We start from the raw sequence: 22054 nt of genomic DNA, 5'->3' as shown, positions 1-22054 counted from the left end.
AACGAATCGTGGCTTTCAGCAGTAGGAATCATGCATTCATAATCTGGATAAAAAATATCTATATAAAGGGAGGAAACATGGAGACGGCAACATCCACGCCAGACAAGTCATTCGCTAGCGCCTGGTTCGCCGTGGTGGCAGTCGCGACAGGGATATTCTCGCTGGTGACTACCGAGATTCTGCCTATCGGCCTGTTGACGTCGATCAGTGTCTCGCTAGGCGTCAGCGACGGCATGACGGGCTTGGCGGTCACCATGCCAGGCGCGGTAGCGGCGGTGTCAGCCCCTTTGGTCACCATGGCGGCCGGGACGATGAATCGCCGCCATCTTCTCTGCCTGTTGATGACGTTACTGCTGGTGGCCAATGTGGTGTCGGCGTTGGCCACCAGCTTCGTGATGCTGCTGGCTGCCCGCGTGCTAGTGGGTGTGTGCATCGGCGGGTTCTGGGCGGTTGCGGCTGGGCTGGGTGTGAGGCTGGTCGATGAACGATTCGTCGGCCGGGCGACGGCTATCATCTTCGGCGGCGTCGCTGTCGCCTCGGTGGTCGGGGTACCGGCTGGCACCTTGGTGGGCGACCTGTTCTCCTGGCGGGTGGCACTGGCAGCTCTCGCGGCGCTCAACGCGACCGTGTTCGTGGCGCTGGTGTGTTTCCTTCCTCCCCTACCGGCGAATCAGAGGATCACATTGAGCTCCTTGTTCCTCCCGTTCAGGATCGCGGGCGTGCGCGTTGCGTTGCTCGCCACACTGCTGGTCGTGGCCGGGCATTTCACCGCCTTCACCTTCGTGCGTCCATTCCTGGAGCAAGTGACGAACAATGTCGGCAACACCATGGGAGCTCTGTTGTTGCTGTTCGGTGTATGCGGGGTGGTGGGCAACTTTCTAGCCGGTTCCTGGGCGTCACGCTCGTCGAACCGTACCTTGCTGGCCATCGTCGCCGTCATGGCGCTGACGATGCTTGGCATGCCCCTGATCGGTGTGTCCTTGAGTGGGGCGGCAGTCATGCTTGCCTTGTGGGGGCTCGCCTACGGTGGTCTGGCCGTCACACTGCAAACCCACATCCTTCAGACGGCACCTCACACCACGGAAGCTGCTACAGCACTTTTCGTCGCCATCTTCAATCTGTCCATCGCACTTGGTTCCCTGCTAGGCGGTCGCACGGTCGATGTCCTGACGTCATCCGGGGTGATGACTCTGGGTGGGTGCCTGGCGCTTTCCATGCTTGTCATGCCCTGGCTCTTGCGGGCCAAGCAAGAGCACTTTCTCAACCACTTTTATCGCTAATCGCAAGGAGTGAAGCATGAATACGCACACTCAAGATCGCTCGTCACTAATGACGCTAATGAATCCCGCTGGTCTGTACGATCCGGCCCCGAATGGCTATTCGCATGTTGCATCGATTGCCCCCAACGCTCGCCTCGTGTTCATCGCTGGGCAAGGAGGTGAAAACGAGGCGGGAGAACTGTCGCCGGACTTTCGGGTTCAGGTTCAACAAGCATTTCAGAACCTGTTGACGGCGCTACACGTAGCTGGGGCCAGGGCACAGGATGTGGTCAAGCTGAGCGTGCTGGTGGTCGATCACAGCGAGGAGAAACTGCATGTCTTCGGCGAAGAGCTGGGAGCCGCACTGGGAGAGGGAATGAAGCCGACCTGCACCCTGATCCCCGTACCCAGGCTAGCGCTCGATGGCATGCTGTTCGAAGTCGAAGCGGTGGCCGTACTGCCGGAGTAACGGTACTTATGCTGGGTCACGGAATCTCCCGCTGATAGAGCGAATATCCCGAGACCCGCCAACGCGTGCCGGTGCGGGTATCGTAATAGCCGCCTTGTGCGCTGCGGCCCTCGTCTTCGACCTGCCAACTCGTACCGCCGTCGTAGCTGACGGCGGTCACGTTGTTGCCCAGCAGGCTGGACTCATCGATACCATCAAACAGCAGACCCTCACTTGGTGTCAGGTACAGCGCATAGCCTTTCAGCTCGGGTGGAAATTCATGTAGCCGCTGCAACGTGCTTCCATTCCAGCACCATACGACGCTCGGCCGAGGGGCGTTGCGTGCCTCCGAGGGGAGCGAGAAGTAGGGGGTTCCCTGGGTGCTCAACACGTAGACAGTGCCTTCGGTATTGGCGGCGATATCCATCACAGTATGGCCGGGGATCGTGAAGGCCTGCTGGGAGGTGTCCTCCCCCCAAGGCAGCGCATGGATCCGGCTTGCATCGGCAGCGTGGTCGTAAAAGGCCATGCGTAGCACGTTGTCTTCCCCTAGCGCCACAAGATCGAACTGCTCGCGGGGATCCTCGGGATTGTGGGCACCCTCGGGTACCGGCAACTCGTTCCAGTGCTCACCACCATCCGTGGTACGCCAGATCTTCGGCCCCCAGCCGATCAGATAGCCGCGTTGGGCATCGAGAAAGTGCAGAAAGGTGATGTTCTGGTCTTCGGGCCAGCGGAGTCTTTCCCACTCTCGACCCTGATCGGTGGACTTGAACAGCTGGGTGAGTTCGGGGCGGTAGCGCTGCCCAGACGGCATCTCCGTAGTGCGATCCGACCAGCCGGTGGCTAGATAAAGGGTGCTCCAGTCCGGTGCCAGCCACCAGTCGGACCGTTGGGCTGGCTCTTCGAAGCGCCGGGCGATCTCACCATCCAGGTTTCCATCCAGGATACGCACCGAGCGGCGGTTGGCCGTCTCACCCGGGCTATACATCCACTGTTCGGTAAACTCAGCCTTGGTCGGATCACTGCGCTCTTCTTGAGGCTTTGTTGTTACCTCAGGGTTCGTAAGCTTCATGGAAAGCAGCCGATCGTTGCGAATCCGAAAATCTCCCGGCCCATAAGGTCTGTCTTCCTGCATAAAGTCGTTGCTGACGCTCTCCCAATTCGTATCGTTACCCAAAATGGATGAGGCAGCGATTACGGCTGTCAGCAAACTCAACACGCCGAACCTTTTCTTGTGGGTTAACTTGGTTTTTCGCTGACTGTCTCTACGCTTAAACACGTTTTATCTCATTCCCTGTCGAAAATGCTTTTCCCTTGTTTGCCCATGAAGATGCCATGGCAGTCGAGTTTTGTTGTTCCCGATAGACCGCCATCTCGATCTTGCCGAGTTGCGGGGTGAGCTGGCAGCGCTGGCGATTCCAGGGGTAGTCCATTTGTGCCTTGAGCTGCTTGGCACCTTCGTTTTCCTTCCAGGTGTCCAGGTCGAGGTCGCGCCAGTAGCGCGGATTGCGCCCCGTTTGGCGGTCATGCTCGGCGGTGGTGGGGTCAAGGTGCCGGAACGGCTCCAGACGTGGTACGTCGGGCATCGGCTGGCTGACATCCATATAACGCTGCAGCATGTCCCATAGCGCCCGCACTTCATGGTGGTGATCGACGATGGTGCTAAGCGAGGTCTTGTTGAAGACCTGACCGCTATAACGATGCACGAGCATCAATCGGTAGAAGATCCCGCCCCGTTGCACCACGCGTTCCACATAGCCATCAAACTCGACGAAGGGGGCTTCCAACGGCGACTTCTTCTTACCTTGGGCAAAGCGCACCATACCGGTTTGGCGATTGAACTCGCTGCATTGATTCGCCATATGGCGGTCGGCTCGTCTTGCGATGAAATCATGAAAGGGTGTCGTTACTCGGACAACCCCCTTCATGATCCATTGAGCTATATGTGGAATGGTGGCAATAAGGATAAGAAGCCTAATGCAAAAAATAAAAGACCAGATAAAACCCCGAGGGTTGGATGCTCTTCCAGAAAAAATGTGATCTTGATTGCTAAAAATAATAGAGTTGCTCCTAGACCACAAAAAATCAGATAAGGGATCGTCATTAAAAAAATGACATTCCTAAATTGTTTTTCAAGAAACGAATACGTTGATGGTCCCACCACCAGCTATCCGATTCGTAGAATGTCTTGTTCTGTTGGTCCTGCTGTTGAACGAACTCAGTATCCTCACAGAGCTGCTGATAAGGATCGATATCAGCATAATCACCGAAGGGCAACAAGTCCTCGCCAATACGCTCGCGCTTTTTGGGAGAGGGGGGGAGTGAGGGAATGGCTCCGGCGCGATAACTGCCGGAGCCGTAACCTGAGGATGTGTTGGCACTCATACCTGCACTTCCTTGATGTACCAGTAGTCGGGATCCTCATCTTTCCCGGTCAGTGAACGAATGAAGGCGCTGATCGGATTGTCTACCGTGCGGTGTGTACGAGCCGGCAGTTCATCATGCTGGCCTTCTTGATAGGGCTCGTATTGCGTCAGTGTTGGTGTGGGCAGGACCATTTCGCCCAGTTCCCAGTCAACTCTAGCCTGCAAGGCGATGCGCAGCCGTGCTGTGGAAGTAACAGAGGTTCCGCCCATATTGAAACTCTCCTCGACCACCTTGCGCTTGACCAGGAAGCGTACGGCACTTTGCTCGGGCAGTAACTGACGCTTGCCGATTTCGAAGGGTTCCGGTGCATGGGTAATATAGGAAAGTTGGCTATAGGTTCCCAATTGGGTCACGGTGCCACTCGTGGTCTGTTCCAGCTCTTGCACCGCTAGCGTGAGTGTATCGCCGATCTTGTAGCGACTGATTAGTGGCGTGCTGATGGTGACCACATAGTCTCGCCCGCTCGGGATTTCTCTGGGTGTTTCCCACACGCTGGCCAGCAACGTTTGCTTGTCGTTCGCGCTCAAACTTTCATAACGCTGTACATCGATCTCGATGGGACTCAGCAGGGTCATCAGTTGCGGGTAATAGATGGCATCGTCAACCGTACCGATATCCGTATCAGGGTGGGTGCCGATAGGGCCCTGTTTGAGCAGTTGCTTCATGAGCGGCCTCAGCGGTGTGGCAGCGACTTGATCCATCACAGTGACAGGGGCGTGCAGCTTAGGTTCAAGGGCAACTGCTACGACAACGCCTATGCCGAGAGTCTCTTCTATAGCCTCAAGGTCGAGGCGATCCATGGCGAGCGATTCGAGACTCGGGAAACGATGCGCCGGCAGGTGTTCGAGTACGTTGAGTTGGACTACAACCGGCAACGCCGGCACAGTGCGATTGGATGATCAGCCCCGAGGCCTTCGAGGCCAGGAAAGTCACGTAGACCGGTGTCCACGACTACTGGGTAAAATCAGGTGTTTGGGCACGCTACCGCTGGGGCAGGCAAGTAAATGCCTTCCCTGGCGGGCGAGAATGGGGCGCCACGTCCGTATGGCGCTGGGTGTGGATAACTCAATGTGCCCAGTTAGCCCGAAACGTCATGGTACAATGGCTTGCCGAGAGCGTCCGGGTGCCAAATAAACATTACGACATTAAAAAAACCAATCCCTTATGTAAATATACGAACCGCTTATCCATAAAAAAACTGCGCAAGGCATCACTGTATAAATAGGAAATACCACCATGAATCTTATTTTGAAAGGTATTCTGTTGATAATGATGCTTTTACATGCTACGGGGCGCTTTCTTTTAATGTAACCACTGTTTTTGAATAACAAAAAAACACCATAGCTAAGAGACCTCCCCATACCCCATGGCCATACACCAGTATAACCCCTTAATGGAAAGTCAGGGCTGTCAAAGTAAAAGTCCATTTCCTTGATGTTGGAAAAAATAAAAAAGAACCACACAATTAACGACGCAACGCAAAACCACAAATAAATAAAGCTAAAAATATAAAATACATTAAGAAGGTTAATCATCTGAACCTCTGTAAATTAACTCGCCTACAGCTTCACCGAAGGCAGCTCCACCCGCTTGCCCTGCCATCCCTCCGGCATACCCCCGCGCCACCTACCAGCACTACCCCGCACGCAAGGGTAGCTAAACCACCCGTAGGGATCCCCAAAGCTAGACAGATATCTGCAGCGCCCGTTCCTGCAGCAGCGCCTGCTGCAGCACCGCCAGCGACACTGCCGCCGAAGCCAGTCCATTCTCTAACCCGCGCAATATTGCATTCTTCTTCACGCCCGGATGCGCACGCTGCTCGTACAGTAGATTGGGTTGATGCTGCTTGGCAGGTGGTCAATTAAAACAACCATTTCTTTATGTAAAGAACCACCCCTCCCATCAATAGAAATGACGAAGAAGGGACATTCGTATACATAGGGAAGGCCACCATGAGTTTTATTTTTCTGGGTAGCTCGTCAACCTTAATGTTTTTACAGGCATGTGGAAATTTTTTATTAACAAACCTTGAATTTGGAAACAATAAGAAAACACCATAACTAAAGGCCCTTCCCATCTCCCAAGGCCATAACCCTTTATACCCTCTATTTGGAAAATCTGGGCTGTCAAAATAACTGTCTATCTCTTCCATATAAAAAAGCAGCATCACGCCCCATATAACAAGAGATAAGAGGCTAATAACTATTGTTGTAACTATAAATATGCCCAGCATATATTTAAATTCAATCATTTTGATTGCCGTATATGATTTCGCCTACCAACTCTCCACCCAACTCCCCTATCTCTCCCCCTGCAACCCCTCCGGCATACCCCGCGCCGCCTACCAGCACTACTCCACATGCAAGAGTAGCTAAACCGCCAGTAGGAACACCCAGCGCCAGACAGACACCCGACGCACCAGCACCTGCTGCATAGCCTACTGCAGTGCCGCCAGCAACACTGCCGCCAAAACCAGTCCACTCCCTAACCCGCGCAATATTGCATTCTTCTTCACGCCCCGATGCGCACGCTGCTCGTACATTAGAATGGGTTGACACTGCACTAAACCCTAGCCCTACGTAACCGGCCCGTCCTAGCCATTTGCTCGCACTGGCGATGCCCGCATAATTATCAGCATAGCCTGGGATGCCTGATGCTGCTGACCCTGCTTGGCGCCAGTGATGCACCGTACTTTTCGTCGAAAGGCCAAGCGCATGGCGTAGGTCCGGGTGCTCTGGAATTCCTAAGCCCATGCGTGTAACTCGATCGAGCAAGGAGTCTAGCTCTCCAAAAAGAACTCTGCGCCTGGAGTAGAACTCTTCTCCTCCAAGCCGTCCTGTCCGCTCATAGGTACGTTGATATAGTGCTTCTATTTGCCTTAACTTTGACGCAACTTGCTGGGCATGTTGCTTTATACCTGATGCAGTATTACCGATGGCTGCCCCAGCACCTCCTGTGGCTGCTCCTAAAAGGTCATAATAGTCAACCGTTCTCTGAGCTTCTTCGTAGCTCAGCTCCGAATTTACTTCATTGACCTCTTGGGCGATCTGCATCAAAAGGTTTTCTTCTTGCGTGCACTGCATACTCCTGGGATCACTGAGCACAATGACCTGACCAGGACTCACGCCATCCTCCAGCCATGGGTTCAAGCGCTCCAGCATAGCATTTATTTCACCGTCTGCGTGACCTGCGAATAGATAGTCTTTGAGCTCTTCAATCGTCTGCGGGCTTTCCACAATATGGAATCCTGGCTCAATTTCTTCGACTTCGACGCATGGACCAGCCCCCATGATCTCCTCCGGGCAGCGATTATCTCGCACTTCACTGGTCTCTGGGAGAGTCAAGGATTCCCCAGCCTGAATACGATTGGGGTTCCCAAGAGCAGGATTTAACTCCATGATAGAAGAGAGCGACACCCCTTTTTTCCGGGCAATATCCGTCATGGTCTCTCCAGACCGTACCGTGTATTCCATTATGCGCTCTCCTCTTCCCTTATCCCGAAAAGCGCCGACTCTAACTTGTCAAGGCGCTCCATTGGCGGACGTCCGATATCCTCAATTATTACGCGATATTCCGCAGAGTTCATGACATCAGGATATTTCAAGCAAAGAAAAATGAACCTCTCTAACTCAGATGCTCTTTGAAACCCATGTCCTTTAGCAAAATCGAAGAGATTTGAGATGTCATCTCTCAATGGACTTTCTGCCGACAATTCACCCAGCTCCTCATCAGCCCTTTCTTCAATCTGGCGGATGAAGCTCTTTCTTTTACCATTTTTCCACGTCTCAATATACGCATCAGAAAGATGGAGCCAGCCCTCATCTCTACTATGAATTGGGTCTTCAGAAACTGGCGGCCGATATAGCTTCCAACCATTTCCCGTGTATGCAGCCCATTGGTTAATCGGGCCAGTAAAATTTTTCAGGTCTTCTTTCTCAAACACCTCCATTACCGATGCAAGCCAGCTTGGAGAGTAAAACCTCCAGTAAGCAAGCTGCCCAGAAGAAAGGCTCACGCTTATCAGGCTCTGCACATGCCTTAATACGTCAAAAAAAGAGTAGCGACTGGTGAATATGACGACTTTGTCACGCCAATTTTCCGAGCACTCCCATATTTTACTTTCGCTTCTTGGCTCGTATAGGCAAGGGCTTACCTCCAGGGATGTCTCATGACGTGTTCCATAGTATATGGGGCACGCCTGAGGCGATGTTTCATATTCGTATATGCTTTGCATGGCGGGAAAGAGCGCACCATCAAGCAAGACAAATAAGGATTCATCGCTAGGCCTGGCATCTTGTAATCTCCCCAGGATAGTTGACATATCCATTATGCAGACCTCAATCCTATTTGCATGGGCACGAAGCCAGCGGGCAACTGCCATCAGCTTGCTGGTGGCACTGAGCGCTGAGTAATAGCCCATCTACCGCAACTTGCCTTAAATGCTTGGCCGAGCTAGGAAAGACAGGCAGTATCGCCTCGTGACTTTCTGTCATCGCGTCTCTTGATAGTATCGGCCCCTGCACCGCTTGCCCGCTGCCCGTGCCCGGGCTGCCGCCGGAGTTGATCTTGATCTGTGGGCCGACGATGGTCACGCCGCTGGGGTCGAGCTTGAGGAAGCTGCCGCCGGCCTGGAGGGTGATTTCGGCGCCGGCGTCGATGACCGTGGTCTGCCCGGCCTTGTGGTGGACTTCCTGACCGGCTTCGACCAGGTGGGCGCGACCATACTTCTCATGGCGGGTCTGGCCGACGTTCAGGTGATCGTCGCCGTCGATCTGGGTATGGTGCTTGCCATGCACGCTGAGGTGATCGTCACGGTCGATCTCGCTGACTCGGTCGCGCTTTACCTTGAGATGGCTGTCATGGCGGATCTCTTCGGTGCGGTCGTTCTCGGTGAGCAGTTCGAGATCCTTCTGGGCGTGCAGCCAGATCTGCTCGCCATCCTTGGCGTCTTCCAGGCGCAGCTCATTGAAGCCTTCCCCTTGGTGCGTCTGGGTACGGATCACGGTGCGCGTCTTGTGCTCGGGCAGGGCATAGGGCGGGATGTTCGCCGCGTGGTAGGTACGCCCGGTGATCAGCGGCTGATCGGGGTCACCTTCCAGGAATTCCACGATCACCTCGTGGCCGATCCGGGGTAGGGCGAGTATGCCGTAGCCGCCCCCCGCCCAGCCCTGGGCCACGCGCAGCCAGGCGCTGGCGGTGTCGTCGGGGGCCGCGTAGCGGTCCCAGGGGAACTTGACCTTGACCCGGCCATGTTCGTCGCAGTGGATCTCTTCGCCTTCGGGGCCGACCACGAAGGCCACCTGGGGGCCATCGACACGCGGTTTTGGCTCCGGCGCGGGGCGCCAGGCGCGGTCGCCAGGCAGCAAGGTCACCCGGTTGTAGTAGCGGGTGGCGTCGCCCATGCCATCACGGTCGGCGGCAGTGATGCCGACGGCGTCCTCTTCCACGGCCTGGGGCTGGGTGCCGATATGGGTGACCCACACCACCTGCCAGTCGCGATTGCAATCGTCGCTGTCGTGGCCGGTCAGGTCGAAACGCACGCCGGGCCGCAGTTCGGGCAGGTCGCTGGTGGCCGTAGCGACATCGGCCTGGTTGCGCAGGTGCTCCAGACGAATGCGAGTGAAGGCTTGGCCCGAGGCATCCTGCTTGTAGCGCCCCGGGTAGTCGTACCATTCGTAACCGCTGCGCTGGGCGTGATTCTCCAGGCCGTCGGCCTGGTGCTCGTGAAGATGCGCATAGGCAGGGTTCTTGAACGAGTAGTCCTTCAGCGTCGCCGAGGCGGGCATGACCCGTGCGGCGCGCGCCAGTTGACGGATATGCCGCTTGGCGGCGGTGCCCCCGGCTCGAGCGTGATAGAGGCGTTCGCCAAGATTGGGCAGCATTCGCGGGGCATCGGTGAACACCAGTTGGTGGCCGTCTTCGAATTCATGGTGGAAGGCGAGCCCTTCTTCGGCGGCCAGCCGCTGGATGAAGGCCAGATCGCTTTCCCGGTACTGCACGCAGTATTCGCGCTCCAACGGCTCGCGGGTCGCGGCGAAGGCGACATCGGTGATGCCGTGCTCGGCACACAGGGTATTGATGATGGTCAGTGGCGAGACGTGCTGGAAGATGCGCGAATTCTGGCGCAACGAAAGTCGCCATAGCGCGGGGCGGATCGTGACCTGATAGAAAGTGCGGCGGTGGCCGCTATCGCCGCGTTCGAATTCGCTGACGATACCGTGGATATGGCGCAACGGCTCGCCGTGCTCCTCGATCGTCAGGCTCGCTTCGCGGTCCAGCCAGTCGGCGTGCGACAGGTTGGGATTGCGGCTGGCAAAGCGCACGCTGAGCTTGAAGGGGCGGGAAAGGTGCTCACGCTGTTTGAAGGAAACCACCGCCAGGTCGAGACTGTCGGCGCCATTGAGGTGAAGTGTGAAGCGGAGCCCGGTCGAATCGGACATGATAACGTCCCTGTTGCCATGTATCGGAGCGTAACGCTATGCAAAACGACCGGGAAAAGGAAGGGCGAGCGGCTAATTGACGATATGGCTTACAAGGAATGTCGGCAATCTCTTACAAATATCCCCTTAGAACACTCTTCCGGTGCCGGTGACCGGGGCCACTTTTCGAGTCGATGTCATTGTCTGCATCCCTATATCCGGTTGATTGCTGAATGGCCATTGATGGCCGTTAGATAACCTCACCCGGCTGTCGGTCGTCAAACGGGGCGTGTTTCCTTCACTGAGGTAGGCGATGGGTGGCCAGGCGCAGGCCAAAACCGATCAACAGCGAAGCGAAGGTCCAGCGCTGCAGACGTTCCCTCATCGAGCTACCGGCGAGCCATTGTCCCAACCATGTACCGGTGGTGGCATAGAGGGTGTCGAACAGGACTCCCGTGCCGACCAGCAGCACGCCCAGCAAAGCGAATTGCGCCAGTATCGAGCCTTGCCCAGGCAGCACGAACTGCGGCAACAGCACGGAACAGAACAGCAGTGACTTGGGGTTCAGTAGGTTGGTCAGCAAGCCGCGTCGCCAGGCGAGGCGATGAGAGACGGCAAAAAGTCCTTTGCTCGTGTCGTCCGCTGATAGGCCTGGCCCTGAGCGCAGGATCTGCACCCCCATCCAGATCAGGTAGGCGGCCCCCACATAGCGCACCACATTGAACGCCCAGGGGGCCGCCTGGAATAGCGCCGCGAGGCCGAGTGCCGCCAGGGCGACATGTAGCCCGCGGGCCGTGGCCAGGCCGGCCACGGTAGCGAAGGCTTGTGAGCGCCCCTGCAGAGCGCCGGTCTGCAACACGAGAATCATGTCCGGGCCGGGTAGCAGATAGGCTGCTGCCAGGGCTCCGAGGAAGATCCACAGTTCCATGCTCTTGCCCCTTTGGACGTTGCGTCAACAGGGCATCAGTCTATCGCTTGATTCGAGGGCAAGTCCTTGCGAAGTTGACCTCAAAATGGGTTATGGTTGGCATAAAATATCAATAATGTTCTCTATGGATGATATTCATGCCAAAAAATCGACTTGATGCCATTGACAGGCGAATCCTGGCCGCGTTGCAGCGCGATGCCCGACTGACCAATGTGGAGTTGGCCGAGGAGGTCAGCCTGTCGCCGTCGCCCTGCCTACGCCGGGTTCGCCAACTGGAAGCCTCGGGCCTGATACGTGGCTACCATGCCGAGCTGGATCGTGGTGGGGTGGGGTTCGGGCTTACCGTCTTCGTCGGTATCAAGGTCGAACGTCACCATGAAGAACAGGCGCATGCGTTTCGGGAAGCGGTCATCTCGCTACCGGAAGTGATCTCTGCGCATCTGGTCTCGGGTGAGGCCGATTTCCTGCTGCAGGTCGTGGTGCCTGACCTGGCGGCATACGAACGATTTCTGATGCAGACACTGCTGCGGTTGCCCGGCGTCAGCGACATTCGCAGCAACTTCGCCATTCAGACGGTCAAGGACCAAGGGCCGCTGCCGCTGGAGCGTTTGCCTGACGCCGATATGCCCTGAGTTCTTTCGCCCAGCCACTTACCTAGGATGCAACCAACTGGGCAGCATGCTGTAAGGATCGACCGTCTTTCCGGCGTCATGTGGGACGTTCAACGCTTGGAGGCGCTCGAACAATGTGCCTTCCTTGCACAGGTCGAACAACTCGGTGCAGCCGCCGATGAATTCGCCACCGATGAATAGCTGGGGCAGGGTCACGCTGCCGGTCATGTCTTTCAGCACGGCGCGAATCTTGCCGCCTCGGTTGTCCTGCTGATATTCCACCGAGTCCAGGTCGATACTGCGATAAGGGATTTCATAGTGCTGTAGCACCTTGCGCACCGACCAGCAGAATTCACACCACTCCAGGGCAAACATGACGACGGGATGCTCGACGTCGCTGATGATGCGTTCCACCTCGGCTTTCGCTTCCAAGTCGAGTGCCACCGGTTCGGCGCTGGCTGGGGTGGGGGCCGAGGAGGCATCGAATCGATACCCCGGGGTGGAGCGTGACAGCGCCATTTCCTCTTGCGTCATTTCGACGGCGATGCTCTCGAACAGCGGCGTAGTCAGGTAGCGCTCTCCGGTATCGGGCAGCATGCACAGGATATTGGCGCCTGGCGGTGCTTTCGCGGCGATGTGCAGTGCTCCGGCGAAGGTTGCCCCGGCAGAGATGCCGACGAAGATGCCTTCCTTGCTGGCCAGGTCGCGGGCACAGCTCAATGCGTCGTTGCCGTTGATGGCCAAGTATTCGTCAATACGGTGCTCCTCCAGCACTTCCTCTGCCAGTTTGGGAACGAAGTCAGGCGACCAACCCTGCATCAGGTGAGGGCGGAAACTGGGGTGGCTCTGGCGATGAGAACCGTCGCTATTGCGTTGTTGGGGAATACCGCTGGCCAGGATCGCGGAGTTATCGGGCTCGCAGACCACGATGCGGGTTTCGGGGCTGCGTTGGCGCAGCACTCTGGATACCCCATTGAGAGTCCCGGCCGTGCCGAAACCGGTCACCCAGTAGTCGAGCGTGACGTCGTCGAAGTCCTCCAGGATCTCGACGGCAGTGGTGCGAGCATGCATATCCGCATTGGCCGGGTTTTCGAACTGGCGTGACTGCCACCAGCCATGGGCCTCGGCCAGCTCCCGAGCCTTGGCGACCATGCCCGAGCCTTTTTCCGAGGCCGGTGTCAGCACGACCTTGGCGCCCAGGAAGCGCATCAGCTTGCGGCGTTCCACGCTGAAGTTCTCGGCCATGGTCACGACTAGCGGATACCCTTTCTGGGCACAAACCATGGCCAGGCCGATTCCGGTATTGCCACTGGTGGCTTCGACGATGGTTTGGCCCGGCTTCAATTCGCCCCGACACTCTGCATCTTCGATGACGCCCAGTGCCAGGCGATCCTTGACAGAACCCATGGGGTTGAACGCTTCGATCTTGACGAACAGGTTCACCCCGGCGGGTGCCAGGTTGTTGATGCGTACGACCGGTGTATTGCCGATCGTGTCGAGAATGCTGCGGTAACGTTTGGCCATGATTCCTTCCCCGCAAGTGTGATACTGGCGACTCGGATAATGTATTCCCGGCCAGCCTTCGCAGCTATCAGCCGTTTTCCTGAGAATGGGCTGGGAAGAGCGTGGTGGGTGTCGTAGTACTAGCGGTGGGCTAATCTGAACGTTGGTGCTATGAACGATGTGTCGTTGACGGCTTTGCCCACGCCATTCCTGGCGGGGAAGGAGGCAAAGATGGACGATGACCTGGAAGCCATGACACGCGAACAACTCATCGCGGAAGTGAAGGCGTTGCGCGAGGGAATTCGTCGGCACCGGGACTGCAGCAAGCACGAGCTATGCTGGCATCACCCCAACCTATGGGGGTTGTTGCCGGACCCCAGCGATCCGATCCCGGTGGTGCCCGAATGGCCGGAATTCATCAGGGGTTGCATTCGCTACCGGCAATCGCTGGATGAACAGGCACCGAGCGCACCACGCACGGATGAGCCATACGAAGAGTGATGCGTGGCGTTGGACTGGCAATGAGGCCTGCTCATCGGCGTCGATCGCGCCGTCAATGCCCTTGAAACGTGCAAAATCGGCAATACTGTTGTCTAAGTACCTGCCAAAACGGCACTTGATCGGATAAACCGGTATCCGGTTAGGAGGTGGGTAACATGCAATCCATACAGTTGAAGACACATTGGCGTGATTGGTTGATGCTGCTGTTTGGTGTCTGGCTGGTCATTTCACCCTTTGTCTTCGGCCATGCCGAAGCGGGCGCTGGTGCCGTCGTGTGGAACCCGGTGCTCGTCGGTGTAGCGGTAGTGGTGTTTGCTATCGCTGTGCTCAGGAAGACTCAGGAGTGGGAAGAATGGATTCTGCTCGCCCTGGGCGTGTGGATGATCCTCGCGCCTTTCCTGCTGGGCTATGCCGGCATCGTCGAGGCAATGTGGAACAGCGTGATCATTGGCCTGCTGGTGGGAGCCGATGCCATCTGGTCCTTGATCGAGATGCATCGCCACGGCGGCAAGAAGACCGCTTGATGACAATCGCGCCATGAATGGCTGAGAAGGGGGCATGATGCCCCCTTCTTTAGCTTTCCAGCTCGGCGTTGTGGAAGACGTTCTGTACGTCGTCCAGGTCGTTGAGCATGTCGAGGAATTTCTCGAACATCGCCACGTCGTCGCCTTCGACCGGGGTGGTGGTCTGCGGTACGAACTGGATTTCATCGACTTCGAAGTCGAGCTCGCCGAACGCGTCGATCAGCGCCTGCTTGGCCTTGGCATATTCGGTATGGGGAGCGAACACGGTAATTTGCCCGTCTTCGTTCTCGATATCGGTCACGTCGACATCGGCTTCCATCAGTGCCTCGAGGGTGCCTTCTTCGTCTTCGCCCTTGAAGGCCAGGATCGCACAGTGGTCGAACATGTGGCTGACGCTGCCCGGCGTGCCGATCTTGCACTTGGTCTTGGTGAAGCAGGCGCGCACGTCGCCGAAGGTACGGTTGGGATTGTCGGTCAGGCAATCGACGATCACCATGCAGTTGCCCGGCCCGAAGCCCTCGTAGCGGGTCGGGGAGAAGTCCTCGCCACCGGCGCCCTTGGCCTTTTCGAGGGCCTTGTCGATCACGTGCGAAGGCACCTGGTCTTTCTTGGCGCGTTCGATCAGGCCACGCAGGGCCAGGTTGCCGGTTGGATCGACACCGCCCGACTTGGCGCATACATAGATTTCACGACCGTATTTGCTATAGACCTTGGTCTTGGCGGCGGCCGTCTTGGCCATGGATTCCTTGCGGTTCTGGAAGGCCCTGCCCATTTCGTTATCCCGTTACGTCATCATCGAAAGGGCAAATCTTACTCAACAACCGAAATCGGGAACAGGGTTATTTGCCGGGAAGCCTGTCCGTATGATGGGCATTGACGGCCCGTCTCTGTTATTCTGCTCGCCTTTCATCCGGCTCTTCATGGCCTCTGTTTCCAGGTGCCTGTCACGGCTCCCTACTTAGCCCGCTCACCGCACTGCTACTACCTCCATCACAGGACCACCACCGTGCCCGATTCCACTTTTGCCTCCCTGCCATTGGCACCGGAGTTACTGACCAATCTGGAATCGCTTGGCTATCACGCCATGACCCCGATTCAGGCCGAGAGCCTGCCTACGATGCTGGCGGGCCGGGATGTCATTGCCCAAGCCAAGACCGGTTCGGGCAAGACGGCGGCTTTCGGCCTCGGGCTGTTGTCGCGGCTCGAGGTGACACGTTTCCACGTGCAGGCGCTGGTACTGTGCCCGACCCGTGAATTGGCGGGGCAGGTGGCAGGGGAGTTGCGACGGCTGGCGCGAACCCTGGCCAATGTCAAAGTGCTGACGCTGTGTGGTGGCGCCCCCTTCGGCCCGCAGCTCGGCTCGCTGGCGCATGGAGCGCATGTCATTGTCGGCACACCGGGCCGGGTGGAGGAGCACCTGCGCAAGGGCTCTCTGAGCCTGGCCAAGCTCAACACCCTGGTGTTGGATGAGGCCGACCGTATGCTCGATATGGGATTCCAGACTGCATTGGAGGCCATCATTGACGAGACGCCATCCACTCGTCAGACGCTATTGTTCAGTGCTACTTATGCTGACGGCATTCGCCTGATCGCCGAGCGAATGATGCACGAGCCGGTGGCGGTTGAGGTTGCTGAGACCCATGACAGTTCCAGTATTCGTCAGCATTTTCATCGGGTGACAGACGAGCCGGCGCGGCTCGAGGCACTGCATCGGTTACTGCTCACTCACCGCCCCGAGTCCAGCGTCGTATTCTGCAACACCAAGCGTGAGACACAGGAGGTTGCCGATGCCTTGTGCGAGCATGGCTTCAGTGCCTTGGCACTACATGGCGACCTCGAGCAGCGCGACCGCGATCGGACCTTGGAAGTGTTCGCCAACAAGAGCGCTTCGATCCTGGTGGCCACCGACGTGGCGGCGCGTGGTCTGGATATCGAGGCGCTCGACGCGGTGTTCAACTTTCAGATCGCGCGTGATCTCGAGGTGCATGTACACCGTGTCGGTCGTACCGGTCGGGCTGGCAGCACGGGTGTGGCCTATACCCTGATCACCGAGAAGGAAGACTATCGGCTGACGCGACTCGCCGAGTTCCTTGGTCAGAAACTCGAGGCGGAGCCGCTGCCGACTGGTCGGGGGCTCGAACAGGCTCCCTTTTCACCCGCTATGGCGACGCTGCAGCTCGACGGTGGTAAGAAACACAAGCTGCGCCCCGGCGATATCCTTGGCGCGCTGACGGGAGAAGGGGGGATCAACGGCGACCAGGTGGGCAAGATCAAGGTCCAGGAGCGTAGTGCCTATATCGCTATCCACCGTGACGTCGCCAAGGCAGCGCTGCGGAAATTGAGCGAAGGGAAACTCAAGGGACGTTCATTCCGTGTTCGTCGGGTCATCTGAAAAGGTTTACACATTCTGAAAAGGCTTACACATTGCTCGTATCTAGAGAGGGCTGATTACCAAGAACCATGAAAGTACCCAAGAAATGAAAGTACCCAAGAGATTACAGCCGCTGATCGACGACGGCATGATCGATGAGGTCATTACCCAGTTGATGAGCGGTAAGGAAGCGCAGGTGTATGTGGTGCGTTGCGGCGAGCACTTGCGCTGCGCCAAGGTCTTCAAGGAAGCCAAGCAACGTAGCTTCAAGCAGGCGGTGCAGTACCAGGAAGGCCGTAAGGTACGTAACAGCCGCCGTGCCCGAGCGATGTCGAAAAAGACCCGCTATGGCCAGAAAGAGCAGGAACAGGCGTGGTTGAACGCTGAGGTCGAGGCGCTGTATCGGTTGGCGTCGGCCGGCGTGCGCGTTCCCCAACCATACGGTTTTGTCGATGGCGTGCTGTTGATGGAACTGGTAGCCGACGACGAAGGGTACGCTGCCCCGCGGCTGGATGATGTCACCCTGAGCGCTGAGCAGGCTCGCGATTACCATGCCCAGGTGATGGCCGGCGTGGTGCGCATGTTATGCGCTGGCCTGGTACATGGCGATCTTTCCGAGTTCAATGTGTTGGTCGACCGACAAGGGCCGGTGATCATCGATCTTCCCCAGGCAGTGGATGCGGCTGGCAATAACAACGCCGCCATGATGCTGGAGCGCGATGTCGCCAACATGCGTGCCTATTTCGGCCGCTTTGCCCCGGAACTGTTGACTACCGATTACGGCAAGGAGATCTGGGCGTTGTTCGAAACCGGCGAATTGCACCCGGACAGCCCGCTCACCGGTTGTTTCGAGCACGATACGACCAGCGTCGATGTCGAGGACCTGATGGCCGTCATCGATGACGTTCGTGCAGAACAGGCTGAGCGCTTGGCACCGGACTGGGACGCACAGGACGACGATTGACGTAGGCTGCGCAGCTCGGGTTTCGCACGTCACGTGGAAGCTGGCCTATTCTTTGAATTCCGGAGTCCTTAGAGGAGCCGGAAATGGTCCAGGCATACCCACAGGCCGGTTGGATTGGCAGCGTATCGCTGTTGGTCCTGCTTGCTTGCGCTCCCGCCGTCGCGCAGAACGTCACGGTGCTGCTGGAAGCCACGCGTGAGGACGGAACACCCCAGCGCCCGAGTTTCGACGACGAGTTCGCCGAGCTCAGAGCGGAGATGGTGCGTGATCAAATCGAGGACCGAGGAGTGAGTGATGAGACGGTGCTCGAGGTCATGTATCGGGTGCCGCGCCACCGCTTTGCGCCGATGGTCTCGGCGGAGCGCGCTTACCAAGACAGCCCCCAACCCATCGGTCACGGCCAGACGATCTCCCAACCGTATGTCGTTGCCTACATGACCGAGCGCCTGGAACTGGAAGCCGACGATCGCGTGCTGGAAGTGGGCACGGGGTCCGGCTACCAGGCAGCGATCCTCGCCGAGATCGTCGACGAAGTGGTAACCATCGAAATCATCCGCGATCTGGCCGAAAGTGCTGCCGAGCGCCTCGGGCGAATGGGCTATCGCAACATCACCGTGCTGCACGGCGACGGCTACTACGGCCACGAGGCTCGTGCACCGTTCGATGCCATCGTCGTCACGGCGGCGGCGTCGCACACGCCGCCCCCCTTGGTGGCCCAGCTTCGTCCCCACGGGTACATGGTGATTCCGGTAGGGCGTAGCGGCTGGATCCAGAACCTGCTGCTGGTGGAAAAGAACGCCGATGGCGAGGTGAGTAGCCGCAACCTGACCTCGGTGCGCTTCGTGCCACTCACCGGTGGGCACTGAGTGGGGATGATGGGAACGCCGCGTCGACTCGATCTTGTGGCCGTGGCTGGTGTCTCCGCAGCACTGTTGGCCCTGGAAGTCCTGTTGTTGCGATTGTTCGAGTTCAGCCACTGGTATCACTTCGCCGGGCTGGCCATTTCCCTGGCGTTGTTGGGCCTGGGGGCGGCGGGTACTACCCTGGCGCTGGTTGGCCGCTACCGCTTCAGCCGTGGGGATGGCTGGTTTCTTGCTGGCTTGGCCATCACTGGTGGCGGATTCCTGTTGCTGCTCCTGGTGCAATCGAGAGTCGCGTTGCGGCCGGTGTTTGCCGGTTGGAACATGCGCGAGCTCGTGCGCTTGCTGCTGGTGGACTTCGTCGCTTTCATCCCCTTTTATGGCGCCGGCCTGGCGATTGGCCAGGTCTTCCTGCGCTGGCCCGAGAATACCCGTGCGCTGTACGCGGCCAACCTGCTTGGCAGTGGGGCCGGTAGCCTGGGGGCCGCGGCATTGCTGGCCATCGCCCCGGTGGCCATGGCGTTAGCGGTGGTCGCCGCGCTGCTGTTCGCGTTGGGAAGCATGCTGGGGTTCGCTCGCAATCGGTGGCCTACAGGCGTGATATGTTGCCTGGGCTTGGTACTGGCGCTGGTCGCCAGCGTTCGGCCGCCGGAACCAGCGGTGTCGGACTTCAAGGCCTTGTCCGAGATCCGTGACTTGCCGGGTGTCGAGACGTTGGCGGTGCGCTCTGGCCTGCCTGGCCGACTCAGCCTGTTTCGGGCCGACAGCCTGCGCTTCGCACCAGGCCTGAGCCTGGGTTGGACTAGCAGCGTGCCGTCGGTGGATGCGGCCGTCATCGGCAGTGATCGGGTGGTGCCCATGCCTCGTCAGTGGCCAGCGAATGCCGAGTATATGCGCGGCTCGTTGGCCGGATTGCCCTTGCAACTGCGCCCGGAGGGCCGGGTACTGGTGCTGGGTAGTGGCGCCTGGCAGACGCTCATCGCGGCCCAAGGGCGAGATGTCGCCTGGGTGGAGCCCGATGCTCGGCTTCTCGGTATTGCCCAGGCGCGTGGCGCGAGCAAGGCCGGGGTGAGATTGATCGAGGATGGTACCTGGCGCCACCTGGTCATCGCTGCCGATGCGCCTTACTCGATCATCGCTTTCGACGCCGCCTGGGAAGAAGGCGATGCCGCTGCCGAGGACTATACGCTTACGGTAGCCGGCCTGGAGCTGGCGCTGACACGCCTGAACACCAATGGCCTGCTCGCCATTCCGCTGCCGCTCGACTATCCACCCCGATACTATCCTCGCGTGATGGCCACGCTGGATCGGGCGTTACGCCAGCATGGCGCGGCAGAGCCGGGTGATCGAGTGGCCGTGCTGCGTGGCTTGCAAGCACTGTTGATCTTGGCTTCGCCACAGCCATTGGACGAGGCGGATCTCGCTGAGCTGCGGGAGTTTTCGGAGAGGTGGCGGTTCGATACTGCCTGGTTGCCTGGCATAGGACGCGGACAAACCAACCGCTATCATCGGCTGGACACGCCTGTCTTCCACGATATAGCGCGGGCACTATTCGAACGCCAGCCGCTGCCACGAGAGGCAAGCCTGTTCCACGCCGCTCCGGCCGAACTCGACAGCCCTTACCCATGGCGTTCCCTGGCTTGGGGAAAGGCATCGCGGATCGTTCGAGAGCTGGGCGGTCAGGGCTGGAGCTATCTCGACTGGACGTTGATCCTGTTAGTGGTCACCACCGTTGTCGTGGCGATGCTGGCGTTCTTGTTGATCCTGGTGCCCTTGGGCCGGTTGCCGCAGATTCAACGCCCCTTCAGCCGGCTGTCGGTCGCTGGTTATTTCATCGCCCTCGGTATGGGCTACATCCTGGTCGAATTGGTGATCTTCCAGCGCCTGATCCTGTATCTGGGTGAGCCGGTGCTTGTCGCGGCGCTGGTCTTCGCCACCTTTCTGATCGGTTCCGGTATCGGCAGTGCCATGACGCCCGAAACCGCTAGCCATGGCAGTCTGATACGAGTCTATACTGCCGTGGCTCTTGGCCTGGCGTTGGCTTTGGTGCCTTTCCTCGCCGTTCATGCGTTGAGCACTCCGGCCTTCCCTCTGCGCATCGCGTTGCTGGTCATGCTGTTGTTGCCTTTGGCGTGGGCCATGGGCCGTCCTTTCCCCTGGGCGTTGCGTCAGCTTGCCGGCCAGGATCGCTGGATTCCCTGGGCCTGGGGGATCAACGGCTTCGCCTCGGTGCTTGGTGCCGCGCTGGCACCGCTATTGTCCGTCCACTTCGGCCAGAGTTCGACCCTGGCGGCGGGGGGAATCTGCTATGTACTGGCCTTTGCCATTGGCAGCGTCTGGCTATCACGCATGAACCCCAAGCATGCATGAACCCAAGCCAATCTAGCTTGCCCAACCGCAGTGGATAGCCCGACTACACACGAGGTGATACATGGCAAGGCAAGATGCTACACATGGTCGGCAACGGACTGGTCGTTTGCGCATCGGCACGTCCGGCTATCAGTACCGCCACTGGAAAGAGCGCTTCTATCCCACCGATCTGCCGCAGAAGGCGTGGTTTGACTACTATGCCGAACGCTTCGATACGGTGGAAATCAACAACACTTTCTACAACCTGCCGAAAGTCGAGACCTTCGACCACTGGCAGCAGAGTGCGCCTGAAGGGTTCGAGTACGCGCTCAAGTTCAGCCGTTACGGCACTCATATCAAGCGCCTCAAGGACCCGGAACAGAGCATTCCGACCTTCATGGATGTCGCTCAGTGGCTAGGGAATCACCTGGGGTCGATACTGGTGCAATTGCCACCGAAGTGGCAGCCGCAGCCACAGTGTCTGGAACGCTTTCTGGCCAAAGCGCCGAGCCGGATCCGTTGGGCCTTCGAGTTTCGTGATCCCTTGTGGCTCAACGACGAAGTCTTCGCTGTCCTCCGCGAACATGGGGCAGCGCTATGCATTCACGACATGATCGAGGAACATCCACGTGAGTTGACCGCGGACTGGACCTATCTGCGTTTTCATGGCGAGCAGTATGCCGGGAGTTATTCCTCCCAGTTTCTTACCGCTGAAGCGAATCGTATCGTCGCTCTGCTAGAGGAGGGACATGACGTTTACGCTTACTTCAACAACGATGAAGAGGCCCATGCCGCACACAATGCGCAGGCCTTGAAGCGTTATATCAACGATCGACTATAAGCATTTTCCTTATCCCGTCTCCTTCACCTACTGTGATAGGAAAGGG

Annotated in this window: 21 protein-coding genes and 1 pseudogene; 11 read left to right on the top strand and 11 right to left on the bottom strand. The window is 58.0% G+C overall.

Annotated elements, in window-relative coordinates; translation table 11 throughout:
- Positions 1 to 77 precede the first annotated feature (77 nt).
- Both L861_RS11125 and L861_RS11120 read left to right on the top strand, forming a co-directional pair.
- On the top strand, positions 78 to 1280 hold the full coding sequence (locus L861_RS11125) for an MFS transporter (RefSeq protein WP_016416059.1): 1203 nt from the start codon (positions 78 to 80) through the stop codon (positions 1278 to 1280).
- Between the two features lie 16 nt (positions 1281 to 1296).
- A complete protein-coding gene (locus L861_RS11120) occupies positions 1297 to 1728 on the top strand; it encodes a RidA family protein (protein WP_016416058.1) in 432 nt (143 codons plus the stop codon).
- 16 nt (positions 1729 to 1744) lie between these two features.
- On the opposite strand, the gene L861_RS11115 is transcribed toward L861_RS11120, so the two are convergent.
- From L861_RS11115 to L861_RS11100, 4 genes are all read right to left on the bottom strand, one after another.
- On the bottom strand, positions 1745 to 2782 hold the full coding sequence (locus L861_RS11115; protein WP_144063009.1) for a WD40/YVTN/BNR-like repeat-containing protein: 1038 nt from the start codon (positions 2780 to 2782) through the stop codon (positions 1745 to 1747).
- Positions 2783 to 2981: 199 nt separating this feature from the next.
- A complete protein-coding gene (locus L861_RS11110; protein WP_016416056.1) occupies positions 2982 to 3572 on the bottom strand; it encodes a hypothetical protein in 591 nt (196 codons plus the stop codon).
- A gap of 241 nt (positions 3573 to 3813) precedes the next feature.
- Complete coding sequence (locus tag L861_RS11105; RefSeq protein ID WP_016416055.1) at positions 3814 to 4095, bottom strand: hypothetical protein; 282 nt, start codon at positions 4093 to 4095, stop codon at positions 3814 to 3816.
- Entirely contained in the window at positions 4092 to 4802 is a 711-nt protein-coding gene (locus L861_RS11100) for a hypothetical protein (protein WP_021029172.1), read from the bottom strand. The genes L861_RS11105 and L861_RS11100 overlap by 4 nt, the downstream gene beginning before the upstream one ends.
- 27 nt (positions 4803 to 4829) lie before the next feature.
- Between L861_RS11100 and L861_RS11095 the strand changes: the two are divergent.
- Positions 4830 to 5074, top strand: a pseudogene (locus L861_RS11095) (IS3 family transposase); the annotation flags it as partial.
- Between the two features lie 924 nt (positions 5075 to 5998).
- On the opposite strand, the gene L861_RS11085 reads toward L861_RS11095, so the two are convergent.
- The 5 genes from L861_RS11085 to L861_RS11065 all read right to left on the bottom strand — a co-directional run bounded on the left by L861_RS11085 (position 5999) and on the right by L861_RS11065 (position 11484).
- On the bottom strand, positions 5999 to 6388 hold the full coding sequence (locus L861_RS11085; protein WP_016416051.1) for a hypothetical protein: 390 nt from the start codon (positions 6386 to 6388) through the stop codon (positions 5999 to 6001).
- Positions 6381 to 7580 carry a LysM peptidoglycan-binding domain-containing protein gene (locus L861_RS11080; protein WP_161629061.1) on the bottom strand — a complete coding sequence of 400 codons (1200 nt, stop codon included), beginning with the start codon at positions 7578 to 7580 and terminating at the stop codon, positions 6381 to 6383. Before L861_RS11080 ends, L861_RS11085 begins: the two co-directional genes overlap by 8 nt.
- Before the next feature lie 29 nt (positions 7581 to 7609).
- A complete protein-coding gene (locus L861_RS11075; protein ID WP_161629060.1) occupies positions 7610 to 8518 on the bottom strand; it encodes a DUF4123 domain-containing protein in 909 nt (302 codons plus the stop codon).
- A complete protein-coding gene (locus tag L861_RS11070) occupies positions 8481 to 10577 on the bottom strand; it encodes a type VI secretion system Vgr family protein (RefSeq protein WP_016416048.1) in 2097 nt (698 codons plus the stop codon). Before L861_RS11070 ends, L861_RS11075 begins: the two co-directional genes overlap by 38 nt.
- 277 nt (positions 10578 to 10854) lie before the next feature.
- Entirely contained in the window at positions 10855 to 11484 is a 630-nt protein-coding gene (locus L861_RS11065; RefSeq protein ID WP_016416047.1) for a LysE family translocator, read from the bottom strand.
- Between the two features lie 137 nt (positions 11485 to 11621).
- On the opposite strand from L861_RS11065, the gene L861_RS11060 reads away from it, so the two are divergent.
- Positions 11622 to 12116 (top strand): Lrp/AsnC family transcriptional regulator, encoded by a 495-nt coding sequence (locus L861_RS11060; protein ID WP_016416046.1) that lies wholly within the window; start codon positions 11622 to 11624, stop codon positions 12114 to 12116.
- 18 nt (positions 12117 to 12134) lie between these two features.
- Here L861_RS11060 and cysK read toward each other — a convergent pair whose 3' ends face one another.
- The gene (cysK, locus tag L861_RS11055) at positions 12135 to 13619 is read right to left on the bottom strand and encodes a cysteine synthase A (protein ID WP_016416045.1); all 1485 of its coding nucleotides are present in this window, start codon (positions 13617 to 13619) and stop codon (positions 12135 to 12137) included.
- A gap of 210 nt (positions 13620 to 13829) precedes the next feature.
- Between cysK and L861_RS11050 the strand changes: the two genes are divergently transcribed.
- Together L861_RS11050 and L861_RS11045 are read left to right on the top strand one after the other, a co-directional pair.
- The gene (locus L861_RS11050; protein WP_016416044.1) at positions 13830 to 14099 is read left to right on the top strand and encodes a hypothetical protein; all 270 of its coding nucleotides are present in this window, start codon (positions 13830 to 13832) and stop codon (positions 14097 to 14099) included.
- A 155-nt stretch (positions 14100 to 14254) separates the two neighbouring features.
- Positions 14255 to 14623, top strand: a complete 369-nt coding sequence (locus tag L861_RS11045; protein ID WP_016416043.1) for an SPW repeat protein — start codon at positions 14255 to 14257, stop codon at positions 14621 to 14623.
- A 49-nt stretch (positions 14624 to 14672) separates the two neighbouring features.
- Here the strand turns inward: L861_RS11045 and L861_RS11040 are convergent, their stop codons facing one another.
- Positions 14673 to 15395, bottom strand: a complete 723-nt coding sequence (locus tag L861_RS11040) for a YebC/PmpR family DNA-binding transcriptional regulator (protein WP_016416042.1) — start codon at positions 15393 to 15395, stop codon at positions 14673 to 14675.
- Positions 15396 to 15629: 234 nt separating this feature from the next.
- On the opposite strand from L861_RS11040, the gene dbpA reads away from it, so the two are divergent.
- The 5 genes from dbpA to L861_RS11015 all read left to right on the top strand — a co-directional run bounded on the left by dbpA (position 15630) and on the right by L861_RS11015 (position 22008).
- Positions 15630 to 17015, top strand: coding sequence for an ATP-dependent RNA helicase DbpA (gene dbpA, locus L861_RS11035; protein WP_016416041.1), 1386 nt, complete (start codon positions 15630 to 15632; stop codon positions 17013 to 17015).
- Between the two features lie 85 nt (positions 17016 to 17100).
- Positions 17101 to 17958, top strand: a complete 858-nt coding sequence (locus L861_RS11030) for a PA4780 family RIO1-like protein kinase (protein WP_016416040.1) — start codon at positions 17101 to 17103, stop codon at positions 17956 to 17958.
- Between the two features lie 83 nt (positions 17959 to 18041).
- A complete protein-coding gene (locus L861_RS11025; protein WP_016416039.1) occupies positions 18042 to 18824 on the top strand; it encodes a protein-L-isoaspartate(D-aspartate) O-methyltransferase in 783 nt (260 codons plus the stop codon).
- A 6-nt stretch (positions 18825 to 18830) separates the two neighbouring features.
- The gene (locus L861_RS11020; RefSeq protein ID WP_016416038.1) at positions 18831 to 21188 is read left to right on the top strand and encodes a hypothetical protein; all 2358 of its coding nucleotides are present in this window, start codon (positions 18831 to 18833) and stop codon (positions 21186 to 21188) included.
- A gap of 61 nt (positions 21189 to 21249) precedes the next feature.
- Positions 21250 to 22008 carry a DUF72 domain-containing protein gene (locus L861_RS11015; RefSeq protein ID WP_016416037.1) on the top strand — a complete coding sequence of 253 codons (759 nt, stop codon included), beginning with the start codon at positions 21250 to 21252 and terminating at the stop codon, positions 22006 to 22008.
- The last annotated feature ends 46 nt before the right edge of the window (positions 22009 to 22054 follow it).

Origin of the sequence: Litchfieldella anticariensis FP35 = DSM 16096 (genome assembly GCF_000409775.1) — a bacterium.
GTDB classification, from domain to species: domain Bacteria; phylum Pseudomonadota; class Gammaproteobacteria; order Pseudomonadales; family Halomonadaceae; genus Litchfieldella; species Litchfieldella anticariensis.
This window is presented reverse-complemented; position numbering and strand designations above follow the sequence as displayed.